Here is a 16,561-nt window from a genome sequence, read left to right on the forward strand (position 1 = left end):
CTCCGTCGGGTCTCGCGGGGATCCTCGGCCGTGAGCCGCTCGGGTCGACGGCCGGCCGCGGGGCATTGACGGAACCGAAGGGGGCTGTGCGCCGAGGCGACTCGGCCGGGGGAGGCGGGTCGGCAGAGGTCCACCGCTCGGCAGGTCGCCGGATCCGGGTGCGTTTCACGTGAAACATCGGCGAGATGGCGCACGACCTTCATGGCGAATCCGAACAGCTGACGGGGCCCCGGACGTCACGTCCGCGACACACCGTTTCACGTGAAACATCGATCGTCCGCAGGACAGCCGTGGACGTCGCGCGAGGGCCCCGAGGGGGCAGGTCACTCTCGCCACCGGTCGACTCCGCGCACACCGTCTGACACGACTCGGGCGTGGCCGCGCGAGCCGGAGGGCGCAGGGGCCGTGGACGCCGTCGGGGTCGATGGGTCCGACCTGGGGACGAGCGCGGGAGGCGACCCCGACCCTGTGGGTCGGCCCCGCCCCGAGCGGTTGGTCGTCGACCCGGTGCCGAGCCCGAGGCCTCGTGCGCGGGTGGAGGGATCCGCCGACTCGTGGATGGTCCGGGGGAGGGTCGTGAGTGAGGGGCCGGCGGAGCACGTCGGGGGGGTCCGGCAGCCACGGTCGGGTGGCGGGGGTCCAGCGGCGGCGTCGGCGGACACGGGGTGCGTCGAGCGTCGGCTCCGGGGCGCCGGGACGGAGGCGTCGTCGCGAGCCGATGGCCCGGACCCGGACCAGCACCCCGGACCGGGATCGGCGAGCCGACGGTCGCCGGCTCCGGTGCGAGGAGGGGCGGTCGGGGTCCCGGGCGGTTGGTCAGGACGGAGGTCGGCGACACGTGGGAGGCCCGTCGGGGCGAGGCCGCCGGAGTCCGGTGAGGAGGTGTCGTGCGGCATCCGGTCGCGACGCGCCCGGTGGTCGCCGGAGGCCGGGCCGTGGAGAGGTCGCGCGGCACACGAAGGCATCGGTGGGTGTGCGTCGGACCCCACCGTGGTCGCCCGGTCGCCTCGATCGGCCGGACCGGCGCCTCGAGCCGGTCGCGGCGAGCGCGAGACCGCGCCGGACGACGGACCGGACCAGGTCCCACGGCAGACCGCGACGACGGCCGGACCCGGCTCCGGACGGAAAGTCCCGGGGCGCCGAGGAGGAGCCGTCGGTCCACCTGCGACCGGGCCGCAGGGCCTCGCTGGTCGCCGCCACGACGGGTCGTCCACAAGTTATCCACCGTGACCCTCCGTCGCCGCCCGGGCGGTGAAAACCGCCATACGGCGCGGATCCACGCGTGATGTTTCACGTGAAACGCTCCCCCCTCGTCCACACCTCGTCACGTTTCCCCCACGTTGTCCACAGCCCCACGAATCTTTGGCGTGTCGGCACTCGGTGCTGTTGGATGGGGTGGTTCGTCGTCTAGGAGGTTGCCGTGCCCATCACCCTCGATGCCTCGGATCGTCCGTCGGTGGCGCACGGTCTGGGGTTCCCGAGCGGTCGCCCGGCCGATGGGTCGGACCTCGGGTGGCCAGGCACCGTTTCACGTGAAACGCTCGCCGAGGACGGCGCCGACCGTGCCTCGTCCGACCTGCCGACCACGACGGACGTGGGGACGGACGCCGAGCACCCCGATCACCCGACGACGACCGACGAGAGTCCTGACGACAGCGAGGAGCGAGCAGCCATCGCCGCATCCATCCCCGGAGCCGACTGGAACACCCCGCTCGCGCAGGCCGTCGCCGAGGACGCCCGCAAGCGGATCACCCTGAGCGGCCGGTCCGTCCCCCGCCCCGAGCGCACCCGGGTGCTCACCGTCGCCAACCAGAAGGGCGGCGTCGGCAAGACGACGACGACGGTGAACATCGCCGCCGCCCTCGCGCAGGCCGGCAGCACCGTGCTCGTCATCGACCTCGACCCCCAGGGCAACGCGAGCACGGCCCTCGGCATCGACCACCACTCCGAGGTGCCGAGCGTCTACGACGTCCTCGTCGACGGTCACGACCTCGCCGAGGTCGTCCAGCCCTGTCCCGACCTGCCGGGGCTGGTCTGCGCCCCCGCGACCATCGACCTCGCCGGCGCCGAGATCGAGCTTGTGTCCCTCGTCGCGCGCGAGACGCGCCTCCAGAAGGCGGTCGCGGCCTACGTCGAGCAGCGGACCGCCACGGGGGAGCAGCTCGACTACGTCATCGTCGACTGCCCGCCGAGCCTCGGCCTGCTGACGGTCAACGCCTTTGTCGCGGCGACCGAGGTGTTCATCCCGATCCAGTGCGAGTACTACGCGCTCGAGGGACTGAGCCAGCTGCTCAAGAACATCGAGCTCATCCGCAGCCACCTCAACCCGGCCCTCCACGTCTCGACCATCCTCCTGACGATGTACGACGGCCGCACGCGGCTCTCGGCCCAGGTGGCCGACGAGGTGCGGGAGCACTTCTCCGCCCAGACCCTGCGGGCGACCGTGCCGCGCTCGGTGCGCATCTCCGAGGCGCCGAGCCACGGCCAGACCGTCATGACCTACGACCCGAACAGCAGCGGCGCCCTGTCCTACCTCGAGGCGGCCGTCGAGCTCGCCGAGCGCGGCGCCGCACGAGCCACCACCGAGGAGTCCGCATGAGCGAGAAGCGGCGAGCCCTGGGTCGCGGTCTCGGCGCGCTCATCCCGAGCCAGCCGGCGACCGACCGCCCCGTCGACGTCTTCTTCCCCGCCCGCGACGCGACCGCGGACACCGCGGCCGGCACCGACGCCGACGCCGCGACGAACCCGGCGCCCGACGACCCCACCGGGGGGTCGGCCGCCGCCGAGTCCGACGGCCTGCGCCCGGTCCCGGGGGCGCGCTTCGCCGAGATCCCGCTCGACGAGATCACGCCGAACCGCCGGCAGCCGCGCACCGTCTTCGACGAGGACGAGCTCGCCGAGCTCGTCCACTCGGTCCGCGAGATCGGCGTCCTCCAGCCGGTCGTCGTCCGGCCGGTCCCCGGCGCGGGCCCCGACGACACCGTCCGGTACGAGCTGATCATGGGCGAGCGGCGCTGGCGCGCCTCGCGGGAGGCCGGCAAGGAGACCGTGCCGGCGATCGTCCGCTCCACCGACGAGGACGACCTGCTGCGGGACGCCCTCCTCGAGAACCTCCACCGCAGCCAGCTCAACCCGCTCGAGGAGGCGGCCGCCTACCAGCAGCTGCTCGACGACTTCGGCTGCACCCAGGAGGAGCTCGCCGGCCGGATCGGCCGCTCCCGGCCGCAGATCTCGAACACCCTGCGCCTCCTGCGCCTGCCCCCGCTCGTGGCCCGCCGGGTCGCCGCCGGGGTGCTCAGCGCCGGCCACGCCCGCGCCCTGCTCGGCCTGCCCGACGCCGCCGCGATGGAGCGGATGGCGCAGCGCATCGTCGCCGAGGGCCTGTCGGTGCGCAGCGTCGAGGAGCTCGTCGCCCTCGGGGACGGCGACACCCCCGCCCGGCGCAGCAAGCCGCGCCCCGGCGCCCGCCGTCCGCAGCTCGACGACCTCGCCGCCGACCTCTCCGACCGCCTCGAGACCCGGGTGCGCATCGCCCTCGGCCAGAAGAAGGGCCGGCTGACCGTCGAGTTCGCCTCCGTCGACGACCTCAACCGCATCCTCGACGTCATGAAGCTGCGCGCCACCGCCGACGCCGAATGATCCCGGGGGCGCGGATTTGCCTGTCCCAGAACGAGATCCGCGTCACGACACAGAACGGCCCCGGACCAGTCGGTCCGGGGCTGTTCTGCTCGACGTCGGCGCGTCAGCCGAGGAACTGCTCGAGCTCGCGGAGCAGGACCGGCTTCGGGCGGGCGCCGATGATCGTCTTGACGATCTCGCCGCCCTGGTAGACGTGCATCGTCGGGATGCTCGTGATGCCGAGCTTGCCGGTGATGTCGGGGTTCTCGTCGGTGTTGAGCTTGACGACGGCGACCTTGTCACCGTGGTCGCGCGCGATCTCCTCGAGGACCGGGGCGACGGCGCGGCACGGCCCGCACCACTCGGCCCAGAAGTCGACGAGGACCGGCTTGTCGCTCTTGAGGACGTCGGCCTCGAACGTGGCGTCGGTGGTCTTGCTGACGGCTCCCATGGGGATTCCTCTCTGTGCGCCGGTGGCCGGCGGGGTGGTCGTGGGGCGGAGGTGGACGGGTGGGACGGATGGTGCGATGGTGCCGGAGCGGTCCGACACCGGGTGGGCGACCGGGGCGCCGCAGCGGGCCCCGGCGTCGTCAGTGGGCGAGGAAGCGTTCGGCGTCCAGGGCCGCGGCGCAGCCGGACCCGGCCGCGGTGATGGCCTGGCGGTAGGTGTGGTCGACGAGGTCGCCGCAGGCGAACACGCCGGCGACGTTGGTCTTCGAGGTGCGGCCCTCGGTGAGGACGTAGCCCTCGGCGTCGAGGTCGACCAAGCCCTTGACGAGCTCGTTGCGCGGGTCGTGCCCGATCGCGACGAACAGGCCGGTGGCCGCCAGCTCGCGGGTCTCGCCGGTGACGGTGTCGCGCAGCGTCACGCCCGAGACCTTGCCCTCGCCGTGGATGGCGTCGACGGCGCTGTTCCACGCGAACGAGATCTTCTCGTTGGCCTCGGCGCGCTCGGCCATGATCCGGCTGGCCCGCAGCTGGTCGCGGCGCACGACGACGGTGACCGACCGGGCGAACTTCGTGAGAAAGGTGGCTTCCTCCATCGCCGAGTCACCCCCGCCGACGACGACGATGTCCTGGTCGCGGAAGAAGAAGCCGTCGCAGGTGGCGCACCACGACACCCCGTGGCCGGAGAGCCGCTTCTCGTCGGGGAGCCCGAGCTCGCGGTAGGCCGAGCCCATCGCGAGGATGACCGCCCGCGCGCGGTACTCGGTGCCCGACCCGTCGCGGACCAGCTTGACGTCGCCGTCGAGCTCGACGTGCTCGACGTCGTCGGTGACGATCTCGGCGCCGAAGCGCTCGGCCTGGGCGCGCATGTTCTCCATGAGGTCCGGGCCCATGATGCCGTCGCGGAAGCCGGGGAAGTTCTCGACCTCGGTGGTGTTCATCAGCGCGCCACCGGCGGTGACCGAGCCCTCGATGACGAGCGGCTCGAGGTTGGCACGGGCGGCGTACACGGCGGCCGTCCAGCCGGCCGGGCCGGAGCCGATGATGATGACGTTGCGGACGTCGGAGGTCACGGGACACATCCCCTTGTGGTGCGGGCAGGCGGCGACCGCTACATGCGGTGCCTTCGTGGAACCGATCCTAGGGCCGGGGTGTTCCCGGCGCCGCCCCGCCCCGCCGGAGTGGGGCCTGTCGGATGCGGTCGGTCACCACCGTGCGTCCCACCCGCCCCATGCGTACCCCCGGGGGTGTGCCCGGGACGGCCGGGGTCAGGAGACGGGGACCGGTCCGGCGAGCACGCCTGGAGCCGTCGCCGAGCACGACCGGGACACCGCCCAGACCCGCCGCTCGCCGTCCGACGACGTCGCCACGAGCACCGCGGCATCCTGCCCGTCGACGGTGGCCAGGTCGACGACGACGGTCTCGGTGGCCGGGACGCCGAGGCCGTCGGCGCAGGCGCGGGCCCCCGCCGCCCCCGCGAGCGGGCCGAAGCCCTGCTCGCGGTCGGACTGCGGGGCGTTCTGCGGTGAGGAGGTCGCGGTGGCCTCGCGGCCGGTGCCGTCCCACGGCAGGCTGGCCCGGACCTCGTCGGCGAGCCCGGAGGTGGAGTACTGCCGTCCGCTGCCGAGCACGACCACCCCGAGGGCACCGTCCTCGGCGAACAGCGTCGCCGGCCCGCCCCCGGCCGCGTCCGGCTCGGCTCCCGAGCCGCTCGACCCTCCGGCGGCCGAGTCCTCGGCCGACATCCCGATGCTCGCCTGGAGGCCACCGGGGCGCAGGGTCTCGACGACCAGCCCGCCGAGGCCGAGCACCCCGACGACCCCGGCGGCCACGGCGACGAGGTGCCAGCGCGAGCGCCGGCGCAGCGGGACGACCCGGGACCCCTCGTCGTCGGCGTCACCGGCGGGACCGGCCGCCGCGCGGGCGCCGCCACCGGCCGACGACACCTCGCCCCGCGCGGGGTCGAGGCGGGCGACGGCCGCGAGCGGCGTGGACGAGGCGGCGGCCGACGCCTCGGCGGCGGCCTCCGCGGCGAGGGCGGCCTCGATGCGGGCGACGAGGTCGGCGGGCATGGGTCCGGGGTCGGGGAGCGACCCGAGCAGGGCACGCATCCCCGTGGGGTCGTGCTCGATCGGGTCGGTGTCGTCGTGACGGTTGCTCACGAGCTCCTCCGGGAGGCGCCGTGTCGAGGGCGGCGGGTCGTGCGGGTGGGGTGGGGCGGTCGCGGTGCTGCCGACAGGGTGTACGACGTCACGAGGCCCCCCGAGGTTCCGTGCGCTCCGCCGACGCGACGACGGCCGGACCCGCGCCCTCGTCCTCGCCCGCGTCCGACGCGGCCAGGCCACCCGGCCGGAGCATCGCCGCGAGCGCCTCGCGCCCTCGGAAGCACCGCGACTTCACCGTCCCCTCGGCGACGCCGAGCACGAGCGCTGCCTCGGCAACGGGCACGGCGTGCATGTCGACGAGCACGAGCGCGGCCCGCTGCGTCTCGGGCAGCCGGGCGAGGGCCTCGTGGACGACGAGGGCGGTCTCGGTGGACCCGTGACGGTCGTGCCGGTCCGGGAGGTCGAGCTCGCCGAGGTCGCCGGCCCGGCGCACCGACACCTTCTCGCGACGCAGCCGGTCGAGGCAGGCGTTGACGACGATGCGGTGCAGCCACGTGGTGACCGCCGCCTCCCCGCGGTAGGCCTCGGCCCGGCGGAACGCGGAGATGAAGGCCTCCTGCACGGCGTCGGCCGCGAGCTCGCGGTTGCCCGTGGTCCGCAGCGCGACGGCGTACATCCGGTCGCGGTGGCGGCGGAAGAGCTCGCCGAACGCGACACCACCGTCCCCGGCGACGTGGCGCGCGAGCAGCGCGGCGTCGTCGAGGTCCTCGGGTCCCTCGGCGTTCACGGGCAGCCCTCTCAGCCGGTGACGACGACCTCGTCGAGCCACGCCCTGCGCTTGCCCTGGTCGTCGGCGTGGAGTCCGGTGTACCAGACGATGATGTACTGGCCGGCCACGTCGGCAGGAACCGGGAAGTCGAGCTTGCCCTTGGCGTCGGACTTCGAGCCGATCTTCTTGGCCCCCTCGAGCGTGGCGTCGGGTCCGACCCAGACCTCGAGGTCGACGTCCTGCGGGATGTCGAGCTGGACGTTCTGCGGCTTCTTGTTCGGCCCGAGGTCGACGATCAGGCCCAGGCCCTTCTTGAGGCCGCCGAAGGCGTCGGTGCGGTAGTTCTCCGAGCTCCAGCCGGTCGAGGTGTCGCCGTCGTAGGTCTTCGGGGTGAGGTTGTTGTTCTCGGCACCGTCGCCCCCGGGGTCGTAGGCCTCGACCTTGAGGATGGCCAGCGGCTCGGGCGCGGCCCCTCCGTCGGTGCCGCCGGACGCACTGCCGCTCGGGCTCGGCGACGCGGTGGGGGTGCCGGACGACGTCGGCGTGAGGCCGCCGTCGCCGAGGAGGTCGGAGTTCGACCCGATCTGCTTGACGCCGTAGACGCCGATGACGAGGGCCAGGACGAGGAAGGCGACGACGATGCCGAGCGCCAGCTTGGACTCGTCCTTCGTCAGCGGCTGGGCCGGCACGAGGGGCGCCGGGGCGTCGAGCTCGTCGAGGCCGTCGGTGCGCGCGGGAGCGGCCTGGGTGTCGGGCGAGAGCTCGGAGACCTTGTCGACCGCGCGCCGCGCGAGTCCGGAGACGCGGGAGCCGACCGTGCCGAGGGCGCCGGCGACGACGGCTCCGGCGGCCGCGGCACGCCCGGCGTCGTCGTCCTCGTCGCCGACGTCGTCGCGGCGCGCGACCTCGCGGGGAGCCGTCGTGGCCAGGGCGGTGGTGCCGGTCGTCGTGCGGGCCGCCGCCGGGGAGGCCGGCTCCGTCGTGGCGGCATCACCGGCGTCGACCGCATCCGCGGCACCCGCGGCAGCGGCGGCAGCGGCGGTAACCCCGGCCGCGGCGGCCGGGCGTGAGGCGTCGGGGAGCTCGCCGGTGTCGCTGTGCAGCCACTCGGGCGGCTCGGGCCGGGCGATGACCCGGGTCGGCTCGTCGTCGTCCGCGGCGGCGGGGGCCGGGGTCGGCGTCGGCAGTGGCGGCAGCGCGGGCAGGGCCGCCGTGGCGTCCGTGGCAGCCGTGGTGTCCGGGGCGACGGGGGCCACCGGCTCGGGCTCGACGGCCCGCTCCTCCGGCCCCGCAGCCGGGTCGGCGACGGCCGCCGGCTCGTCGACACTTTCCGCCGTGGGCTCCGGCGCGTCGTCCTCGGCGGCCACGGCCGGGGTGACCGGGCGCCCGACGACCTGGCGCGAGGGCCACGGGGCGACCTGGCGGGCGTAGTCGCCCGGGCTCGTCGGGCCCTCGTCGTCGGTGAGCGTGAGCCGGCAGATGGCGTCGAGGTCGCGCGGCACGCCGGCGGCGATCTCGGAGGGGGCAGCGACACCGCCGGGCACGCGCGGGGCGCGGCCGAGCCCGGCCGCCCTGGTGCCGAGCGGCCAGAGACCGGTGAGGCCGGCGTAGGTGAGGGCGACGACCCCGACGGCGTCGCGGCGGGCGGCCTCGTCGGGCTCCAGCCCGTCCTCGCCGGCGCGCACGGCGGCGACCTCGAGGCCGCGGAGGCGGACCTCGCCCTCGGGGGTGCGCAGGACGTCGTCGGGCGTGAGGTCGAGGTGGTGCAGGCCCCGCTGGCGGGCCGACTCGAGGGCCGCGGCCACCTCGCCGGTGATGCGGCGCACCTCGTCTCCGGGGATGCCGCCGTCGGTGACGAGGTCGGCGAGGGTGCGGGCGTCGCCGAGCTCCTCCTCGACGACCCACGCGACCTCGGGGTCCTCCCCGACGTCGAGGATCCGCACGAGGACCGCGTTGGCGACCGACCCGGCCCGCCGGGCGGCGTCGAGGAAGGAGGCGGCGCGGTGGTCGTCGGTCGGCACGACGAGCACGGACACCCGCCGGCCGAGCGTGGTGTCGTCGGCGCTCCAGCGCTCGGTGCCGCGGTCCTGGGCGAGCCTGCGGTGCACCGTGTAACGGCCCCCGAGGACGGTGCCGGGTCCAACGCCCTTCACCGCTGCTCCTTCCGGTCGTGGTCACGGCTTCACCCCGTGGGTCGCCCCACGGGTCCGACCATCGTAGGGGGTCGGTCAGCGGCGGCCGAGGGCGCGCAGGCGGCGTCCGACCGGCGCGAGCAGGCGGCCGACCTCCTCGACCCCGAGCAGGTGCGCGACGCCCCACGTCACGACGAGCTCGACGACCCCCGCCACACCCAGGACCAGCCCGCCGACGACGAGCGCGTGCACCCCGCGGTCGACCCCGAAGTCGGGCGCGAGCGCGCGGATGGCCAGGCCGAGGGCGACGGCGGTGAGGACCGCCGGCACGCCGACCTTGACGTAGACCGACGCCGCGCCGCGCAGACCGATCCGGCCGTGCTGGCGACGAAGCACCGCCCAGCCGACCGAGGCGCCGACGACGTAGGCGAAGGTCTGCCCGAAGGCGAGGACGGTGGCCGTGCGCCCGGGCGGGAGGGTCGAGGCGACGAGCGCGATGGTGACCGAGATGCCGGTGACGACGCACTGGGTCCGGAAGGACCAGAAGGTCTGCTGCTGGGCGTAGAAGACCCGGTCGTTGAGGTAGACCCAGCCGAGCGGCACGATCCCGCCGAAGAGCCCGACGAGGACCGCCGCGATGGCCTCGGTCTCGGTGAGGGGGCTGCGGAAGAAGAGCGTGGCCGTGACGAGCGGCACGGTGGCGAGGACGAGTGAGACGACCGGGAGCAGCAGCGGCGCCGGGATGCGCAGGCCCTGCTCGTGCTGGCGCATGACGGCCGCGTCGTCACCGCGGCTGGCCGCCTCCGACAGCTGGGTGTACAGGGCGGTGACGAGCGAGACGGTGACCAGGCCGTGCGGCAGCATCATCAGCAGCTGGGCCGGGTTGAAGGCCGCGATGCCGGCCGTGCCGAGGCCGCGGCGGGCCCCCTCGTCGGCGGCGTTGGTGAGCACCTTGGTCGTCACCCAGAACCCGACCTGCACGACGACGATCGAGCCGAAGCTCCACTTCGCGACGTCGGAGACGGCCCCGAAGCCGTGGCCGCGCAGCCCCCACCGCGGCCGGTAGCGGAACCCCATGCGGCGCAGCGGGACGACGAGGGCGACGGCCTGCAGCGCGATCGAGAGCGTGGCCGTCCCGGCGAGGATGCCGATCATCCCGGGGGTCCAGTCGGCGGGGGCGGCGCGCTCGGGGTGGCCGGCGGCGGAGAACCAGAGCAGGCCGGCGATCGCGACGACGTTCGCGACGAGCGGGGCGAAGGTGAACGCCGCGAAGCGCCCGTTGGCGTTGAGCACCTGGCCGAAGATCGTGTACAGCCCGTAGAAGAGGACCTGCGGCACGCAGATGAACGCGAAGACCGTGGCGAGCCGCAGCGCGTCCTCGCTCGTCGTGTCGAAGTAGAGGCGCACGAGCCAGGGCGAGAGCGCGGTGAGGACCACCGACGCGAGGACGAAGAGCGCGATGGCCGCGGTGATGAGCCGGTTGACGAAGTCCTCGCCGGCGTCCCGGCGGGTGCGGGCGCGGATGATCTGCGGCACGAGGACGGCGTTGAGCGTCCCGCCGGCGAGCAGCAGGTAGAGGCTGTTCGGCAGGGTGTTGGCCACCGTGAAGGCCTCGGCCGCCAGGCCCGTGGACCCGATGACCCCGGTGAGCAGGACGGCCCGGAGCATCCCCGCGACACGGCTGACGAGCGTCCCCGCCGCCATCACCGCACCCGAGCGCCCCACGCTCTGGACGGACGTGCTCACCCGGCGTCCCCCGCGAGGCGCTGCCAGGCCAGCCGGGCGATCCGGCGCTCGTTGGGGAAGGTGAGGTGCCGGTGGGCCTCCTCGAGCGGGAGCCACGCGACGTCGATGGCCTCGTGGTCGGGGTCCTTCTCGATGGTCAGGTACCCGCCGGTGGCCTCGAGGAGGTAGTGGTGCACGTACTTGTGGATGCGCCGGTCGCCGGCCGCGAACCAGTAGTCGATGGTGCCCAGCTCGATGAGGACGCGGCCCTCGATGCCGGTCTCCTCCTCGACCTCACGCACGGCGGTCTGGGGCAGGGTCTCCTCGCCCTCGATGTGCCCCTTCGGCAGGCACCACTCGACCCGGCCGGCCCGGTTGCGGCGGGCGATGACGGCGATCCGGGCCCGGCCCTCGTGGACGTCGACGACGACCCCGCCCGCGCTGCGCTCCTCGACCGCCGGGAGCCGCCGGGGGCCCACCCCGGTCGGATCGGCAGCGGCGTGGCTCATCTGGTCACTGTAACCACTGGGACGACCGCCGGCCGGGTCGTCGGGGTGGTCCCGGAGCCCGCCGCGGGCAGCACCTAGGCTTGGCCCTCGTGTCCGACCGCCAGCCCCCGGCCGCCCTCCTGCGCGAGGCCGTCGCCAACCTCGCGCCCGTGCTGCCGGTGCTCACCGACCTCGGCGAGCGGTTCGCGGCCGCGGGCCACGAGCTGGCCCTCGTCGGCGGACCGGTGCGCGACGCCTTCCTCGGCCGGACCTCGAACGACCTCGACCTCACGACCTCGGCCGGGCCGGACGAGACCGAGCGCCTCCTCACCGGCTGGGGCAGCGCGACGTGGGACATGGGCCGGGCCTTCGGCACGATCGGCGCCCGCCGCGGCGCGACCGTCGTCGAGGTGACCACCTACCGCGCCGACGCCTACGACGGCGTCACCCGCAAGCCGGTCGTGGCCTTCGGCGACTCCCTCGAGGAGGACCTGGTCCGTCGTGACTTCGCGTGCAACGCGATGGCCCTGCGCCTGCCCGACCTCGCCTTCGTCGACCCGCACGGCGGCCTCGGCGACCTCGAGGCGAAGGTGCTGCGCACCCCGTCGCCGCCGGAGGTCTCGTTCGACGACGACCCGCTGCGGATGATGCGCGCCGCCCGGTTCGTCGCCCAGCTGGGGTTCGTCCCCGCGCCCGACGTCCTCGCGGCGATGCGCGAGATGGCCGGCGACATCGCGCGGGTCTCGGCCGAGCGGGTGCGCGACGAGCTCGTCAAGCTGCTCCTCGCGCCCCACCCGCGCGCCGGCCTCGAGCTGCTGTCGGCGTCCGGTCTGGCGGCCGTCGTCCTCCCCGAGCTGCCGGCGCTGCAGCTCGAGGTCGACGAGCACCACCGGCACAAGGACGTCTACGAGCACTCGATGACGGTGCTCGAGCAGGCCATCGACCTCGAGGGCCCGGCCGACGGCCCGCCGGAGTCGGTCCCCGGACCCGACCTCGTGCTGCGCCTCGCCGCGCTGCTCCACGACGTCGGCAAGCCGGCCACCCGGCGCTTCGAGGACGGCGGCGGCGTCTCGTTCCACCACCACGAGGTCGTCGGCGCCAAGCTCGCGTCGAAGCGGCTGAAGGCGCTGCGCGTCGACAAGGAGACGACGAAGGCGGTCGCCCGGCTCGTCGAGCTGCACCTGCGCTTCCACGGGTACGGCGAGGGCCAGTGGACCGACTCGGCCGTGCGCCGGTACGTCACCGACGCCGGCGACCTGCTGCCCCGCCTGCACCGGCTGACCCGCGCCGACTGCACGACCCGCAACGTCCGCAAGGCCCGCCGGCTCTCCGAGGCCTACGACGACCTCGAGCGCCGCATCGAGCGGCTGACCGCCGAGGAGGAGCTCAAGGCCGTGCGCCCCGAGCTCGACGGGAACCAGATCGCCGAGGCGCTCGGCATCCGGCCCGGGCCGGTGCTCGGGCGGGCCTACCAGCACCTCCTCGCGGTGCGCCTCGACGAGGGCCCGATCGGGCCGGACGCCGCCCGCGAGCGCCTTCTCTCCTGGTGGGCCGAGCAGCCCGAGTCGCAGGGCTGACCCGCACCTCCCCGGCCGGCGCGACACGCCGCGCCCGGGGGAGTGCTCCCCGTCGACACGACCTCGACCGGCTGGCATGCTCGGCGCACCGGCCGGCCGTGGGGCGGCCCGCCACGAGGGGTGAGCATGCGCGACGACGAGCACCGGGGGTCTCCGGGGTCGATCGAGAAGTTCGAGGTCGACCCGGCGGCGGTCCGGGCCATGGGGAAGACGGTCCGCGACCTCGCCGACAGCGCCGGGGAGGCGCAGACCTACGCCACCGGCAACCTGCTGCTGACGAACTACGGCGGCTCGATCATGCTCACCCTCTGCGAGTGGATGTACGACCTCGAGGGCACGGTCGGCGACTGGTTCGGCGACCTCGCGAAGGTCTCGCGCGACTCCGGCGTCGAGCTCGGCGCGGCGGCCACCGTCTACCGCACCACCGACGAGCGCACCTCGGCCCGCCTCGACCGCTCCTACTGCAGCCAGTGATGCGCCGCGACGACGTCGGCGCCGGCGGCGACCCGGCGAGCGTCCTCGTCGAGCCCTGGCCGGCCGACGCGGTCGGCGAGGAGTGGAACGCGGTCTCGGACTTCATGCACTCCATCCCCTCGCTCGGGCAGTTCGCGTGGAAGGCCTTCGAGCTGGTCAGCGGGCAGGACGTCCCCGACATGTGGGGCGACATGATCGCCGGCGACTGGACCAACGTCTCGCGCGTCGCCACCGCGTGCCGGCTCCTCGGCGGCTTCTGCCAGGCCTACGAGGCGCGCCTCGACAGCGCCGTCGCGGTCGCCCGCTACGAGTGGCACGGCACCGCGGCCCAGGCGATGGACACCTATTTCGCGGGCCTCGCGGCCTCGGTGGGGTCGATGCAGGAAGCGCTCGAGGACATCGCCAAGGCGGTCGACTCGATGGCCTTCGGCATCCGGCACTGCCACGACGAGGTCGCGAGCATCTGCGAGTCGCTCGTCGACGCCATCCTCGGGGTCACCATCTCGCTCGGGGCGATGGCCGCCTCGGGCTGGACCGGCTTCGGCGCCATCGCCAGCGGGTTCGGCCTCAGCGCCTCGACGCTCTTCGCCATCTCCCTCGTCAACGACGCCAAGGCCGCGATGCAGACCGCGTTCGACCTCGCCGAGGGGATCATGAGCACGCTGACCGCGATGCTCAGCCTCGTCGGCGAGATCGAGGTCGTCCCCCTGCCGAGCGACCCCTACGACAACCGGGTGGCCGACTGATGGCCGGCCACGACCCGCGCGCCGCGAGCGACGGCGAGCCGGAGCAGCCGCTCCTGCCCTCGTACCGGTCCCGCCCGGACCTCGACCGCGCCCTGCGGGCCAACCTGCGGACCCTGCGCGACCGCTGCCCCGACGCCGACCTGCGCGAGCGCCTCGACGCCGTCGTCGCGGGCCGCGCGAGCCTGCGCGAGCTCGCCCGCAGCCCCGAGTACCAGGCCTTCCTCGGCCCGCTCGTCCTCGAGGGCGCACGGCGCTGGGAGGAGGCCGGCCGTCCGGACGACGGGATGCCCGCCGACGTCGACGCCGTGCCGGAGCAGCGGCGGGAGGGACGCGGCCCGGCGGCACCGCCGCAGCAGGGCGGTACCTGGTGAGCCGGCGCGCCCGCCCGGCGCGGGCTACGTCGCGGCCGGCGGGTCCTCGCGGCGGGTCGCGGAGATCTCGAACTCGAGGGTGATCCGCTCGGAGACGAGCACGCCGCCGGAGTCGAGCGGCATGTTCCACTCGAGCCCGAAGTCGCGACGGTTGACCTTCCGGCTGCCCTCGAACCCGGCGCGCAGCACCCCGAAGGCGTCCTTCTCGACGCCGGTGAGCGCGATGGGGAAGGACAGCGTCTGGGTGACGTCGCGGATCGTCAGGTCGCCGGTGACGAGGAATGCGTTGTCCTCGACCTCCTCGACGCGGCTGCTGAGGAACGTGATCTCGGGGTGGTTCTCGACGTCGAAGAAGTCGGCGCTGCGCAGGTGCTCGTCGCGCTGGGCCGTGCGGGTGTCGACGCTCGCGGCCTTGAGGACGACCTCGACGTAGCTGTTCGCCATGTCCTCGAGGTCGGCGTGCACGTGCCCCTCGACGTCGTTGAACGACCCGCGGACCGTCGTGATCATCGCGTGCCGGGCCGAGAACCCGATGCGCGTGTGCTGGGGGTCGAGGTCCCAGTCCCCGCTGAGGGTCGGTGCGGTGTCGGTCATCGTCGGCTCCACGGCTCGGTGACGCGTCGGACGCGTCGTGCTCGCGCAGTGTGGCAGACGGGGCCACCGGTGCACGAGGGGTCGAGCACACCGGCATCGTCCGTCCGGCCGAATGTGCCCGGCCCGGGTGGTGGCGTGGGTCCGCCCGTGTCACCCTCCCTCGGGGAGGTCACCAGCATGAGGAAACCACTGATCGCACTGGGCGTCGCCGCCGTCGCCGTGATGGCCGCGGCTGGCCCGGCCGTGTCGGCGAGCGTCGACCAGACGGGTGTCGTCGTCCACGTCGTCGACGGGGACACCGTCGACGTCGACGTCGCGGGGGACGGCACGTCGACGCCGGTCCGCATCCGCAACAGCGGGCTGCAGACGATGGAGCTCGGCGAGTGCCACGCCGACGACGCGACCGCCGTCATGAAGCAGGCGGCGCTCGGCAAGCAGGTGCGGCTCACGGCGGCGAACAGCTCGGCCTCGAGCCTCGGCCGGCCGATCCGCTACGTCGACGCGACCTCCTCGGGCACCGTCGACGTCCAGCTCGCGGTCATCACCGCCGGCCAGGGCCTCGCCTTCCCGATGGGCACCGAGGTCGCCCGCGCCGCGACCTACCAGCTCGCGATGCAGCAGGCGGCGCTGCGCAAGACCGGCCTCTGGGACGACGACGCGTGCGGGGTCGGCCCGTCGGCCGGCGCGAAGCTGCACATCATGGTCATGTACGAGGGCGACGGGGACGAGACGAAGAACGTCAACGCCGAGTGGGTCGACCTCGTCAACGAGGGCACCGCCGACGTCGCGCTCGGCGGCTGGTCGATGCGGACCGCCGCCCAGGACAGCTTCTTCTTCCCGGCCGGGACGGTGCTGCGCCCCGGGGCCGGCCTCCGCCTGTACAGCGGCACGGGCAGCAACACGGCGAACGCCTTCCACTGGGGCTACACGGTGCCCCACCTGCCGAACATCACGGCGACCAACCGGATCGGCAGCGGCGCCTACCTCTTCGACCCGCAGGGTGACCTGCGCGCGCACTCGTCCTACCCGTGCGTCTACGGGTCGTGCCTCACCCCGATCGCCCGGAACAAGGTGCTGCTCCAGGCGCGCTACGACGCCCCGGGCGACGACTCGACGAACGTCAACGGCGAGTACGTGAAGATCACTTCGCTCGTCAGCACCCCGGTCAACCTCTCGTGGGTCGTCGTCCAGGCGAACGGCAACACCCTCCAGCTGCCCCCGGGCACGGTCCTGCCGACCAAGGGCTCCTCGCTGAGGGTCCACATGGGCAAGGGCACCTCGACCTCGACCGTCAAGTACTGGGGCCACACGGCCCCGATGCTCACGAACTCCGGCGGATCGGTCGAGCTGCGCACCGCCGAGACCTCGCGCATCGCCTGCGCCAGCTGGGGCACCGGCCGCTGCTGACCGCGGCCGGGCGGGCCCACGGCACGGACACGACGAAGTCGGGGCCGGGCCGGGCGGGGCCACGTTCGCGTGAGCGACGGAGTCGCTCCGGCGGGCGGGGAGTTCTCC

General features: G+C 74.3%; 15 protein-coding genes. 7 read left to right on the plus strand and 8 right to left on the minus strand.

Translation table 11 applies throughout. From position 1 onward, the window contains the following. The first annotated feature begins 1,594 nt into the window (after nt 1-1,594). Both JQN70_RS12730 and JQN70_RS12735 read left to right on the plus strand, forming a co-directional pair. Nucleotides 1,595-2,599, plus strand: coding sequence for a ParA family protein (locus JQN70_RS12730; protein WP_307835964.1), 1,005 nt, complete (start codon nt 1,595-1,597; stop codon nt 2,597-2,599). Next, on the plus strand, nt 2,596-3,639 hold the full coding sequence (locus tag JQN70_RS12735) for a ParB/RepB/Spo0J family partition protein (RefSeq protein WP_204131714.1): 1,044 nt from the start codon (nt 2,596-2,598) through the stop codon (nt 3,637-3,639). The genes JQN70_RS12730 and JQN70_RS12735 overlap by 4 nt, the downstream gene beginning before the upstream one ends. Before the next feature lie 103 nt (nt 3,640-3,742). Here the strand turns inward: JQN70_RS12735 and trxA are convergent, their stop codons facing one another. From trxA to JQN70_RS12770, 7 genes are all read right to left on the minus strand, one after another. Then, a complete protein-coding gene (gene trxA, locus JQN70_RS12740) occupies nt 3,743-4,069 on the minus strand; it encodes a thioredoxin (RefSeq protein ID WP_204131715.1) in 327 nt (108 codons plus the stop codon). A 139-nt stretch (nt 4,070-4,208) separates the two neighbouring features. After that, nucleotides 4,209-5,147: a thioredoxin-disulfide reductase gene (gene trxB, locus JQN70_RS12745; protein ID WP_204131716.1), complete on the minus strand. Its 939-nt coding sequence runs from the start codon at nt 5,145-5,147 to the stop codon at nt 4,209-4,211. 186 nt (nt 5,148-5,333) lie between these two features. Beyond that, a complete protein-coding gene (locus JQN70_RS12750) occupies nt 5,334-6,227 on the minus strand; it encodes an RsmA family anti-sigma factor (protein WP_204131717.1) in 894 nt (297 codons plus the stop codon). A gap of 88 nt (nt 6,228-6,315) precedes the next feature. Then, nucleotides 6,316-6,957: an RNA polymerase sigma factor SigM gene (gene sigM / locus JQN70_RS12755; RefSeq protein ID WP_204131718.1), complete on the minus strand. Its 642-nt coding sequence runs from the start codon at nt 6,955-6,957 to the stop codon at nt 6,316-6,318. An 11-nt stretch (nt 6,958-6,968) separates the two neighbouring features. After that, nucleotides 6,969-9,092: a protein kinase family protein gene (locus JQN70_RS12760; protein WP_204131719.1), complete on the minus strand. Its 2,124-nt coding sequence runs from the start codon at nt 9,090-9,092 to the stop codon at nt 6,969-6,971. 75 nt (nt 9,093-9,167) lie between these two features. Next, complete coding sequence (gene murJ, locus JQN70_RS12765) at nt 9,168-10,817, minus strand: murein biosynthesis integral membrane protein MurJ (RefSeq protein WP_204131720.1); 1,650 nt, start codon at nt 10,815-10,817, stop codon at nt 9,168-9,170. Then, nucleotides 10,814-11,305, minus strand: a complete 492-nt coding sequence (locus tag JQN70_RS12770) for an NUDIX hydrolase (protein ID WP_204131721.1) — start codon at nt 11,303-11,305, stop codon at nt 10,814-10,816. The genes murJ and JQN70_RS12770 overlap by 4 nt, the downstream gene beginning before the upstream one ends. 89 nt (nt 11,306-11,394) lie before the next feature. On the opposite strand from JQN70_RS12770, the gene JQN70_RS12775 reads away from it, so the two are divergent. The 4 genes from JQN70_RS12775 (at nt 11,395) to JQN70_RS12790 (ending at nt 14,452) form a co-directional block, all read left to right on the plus strand. Further along, nucleotides 11,395-12,861, plus strand: a complete 1,467-nt coding sequence (locus JQN70_RS12775) for a CCA tRNA nucleotidyltransferase (protein WP_307835965.1) — start codon at nt 11,395-11,397, stop codon at nt 12,859-12,861. Between the two features lie 126 nt (nt 12,862-12,987). After that, complete coding sequence (locus JQN70_RS12780; RefSeq protein ID WP_204131722.1) at nt 12,988-13,335, plus strand: type VII secretion target; 348 nt, start codon at nt 12,988-12,990, stop codon at nt 13,333-13,335. Further along, entirely contained in the window at nt 13,335-14,081 is a 747-nt protein-coding gene (locus tag JQN70_RS12785; RefSeq protein WP_204131723.1) for a WXG100 family type VII secretion target, read from the plus strand. The genes JQN70_RS12780 and JQN70_RS12785 overlap by 1 nt, the downstream gene beginning before the upstream one ends. Continuing rightward, a complete protein-coding gene (locus tag JQN70_RS12790; protein WP_204131724.1) occupies nt 14,081-14,452 on the plus strand; it encodes a hypothetical protein in 372 nt (123 codons plus the stop codon). The genes JQN70_RS12785 and JQN70_RS12790 overlap by 1 nt, the downstream gene beginning before the upstream one ends. Before the next feature lie 24 nt (nt 14,453-14,476). Here the strand turns inward: JQN70_RS12790 and JQN70_RS12795 are convergent, their stop codons facing one another. After that, nucleotides 14,477-15,046, minus strand: coding sequence for a YceI family protein (locus JQN70_RS12795; RefSeq protein WP_204131725.1), 570 nt, complete (start codon nt 15,044-15,046; stop codon nt 14,477-14,479). Between the two features lie 177 nt (nt 15,047-15,223). On the opposite strand from JQN70_RS12795, the gene JQN70_RS12800 reads away from it, so the two are divergent. After that, on the plus strand, nt 15,224-16,453 hold the full coding sequence (locus tag JQN70_RS12800) for a lamin tail domain-containing protein (RefSeq protein ID WP_204131726.1): 1,230 nt from the start codon (nt 15,224-15,226) through the stop codon (nt 16,451-16,453). Nucleotides 16,454-16,561 lie beyond the last annotated feature (108 nt).

The organism is Phycicoccus sonneratiae (assembly GCF_016887965.1).
Lineage (GTDB): Bacteria > Actinomycetota > Actinomycetes > Actinomycetales > Dermatophilaceae > Phycicoccus > Phycicoccus sonneratiae.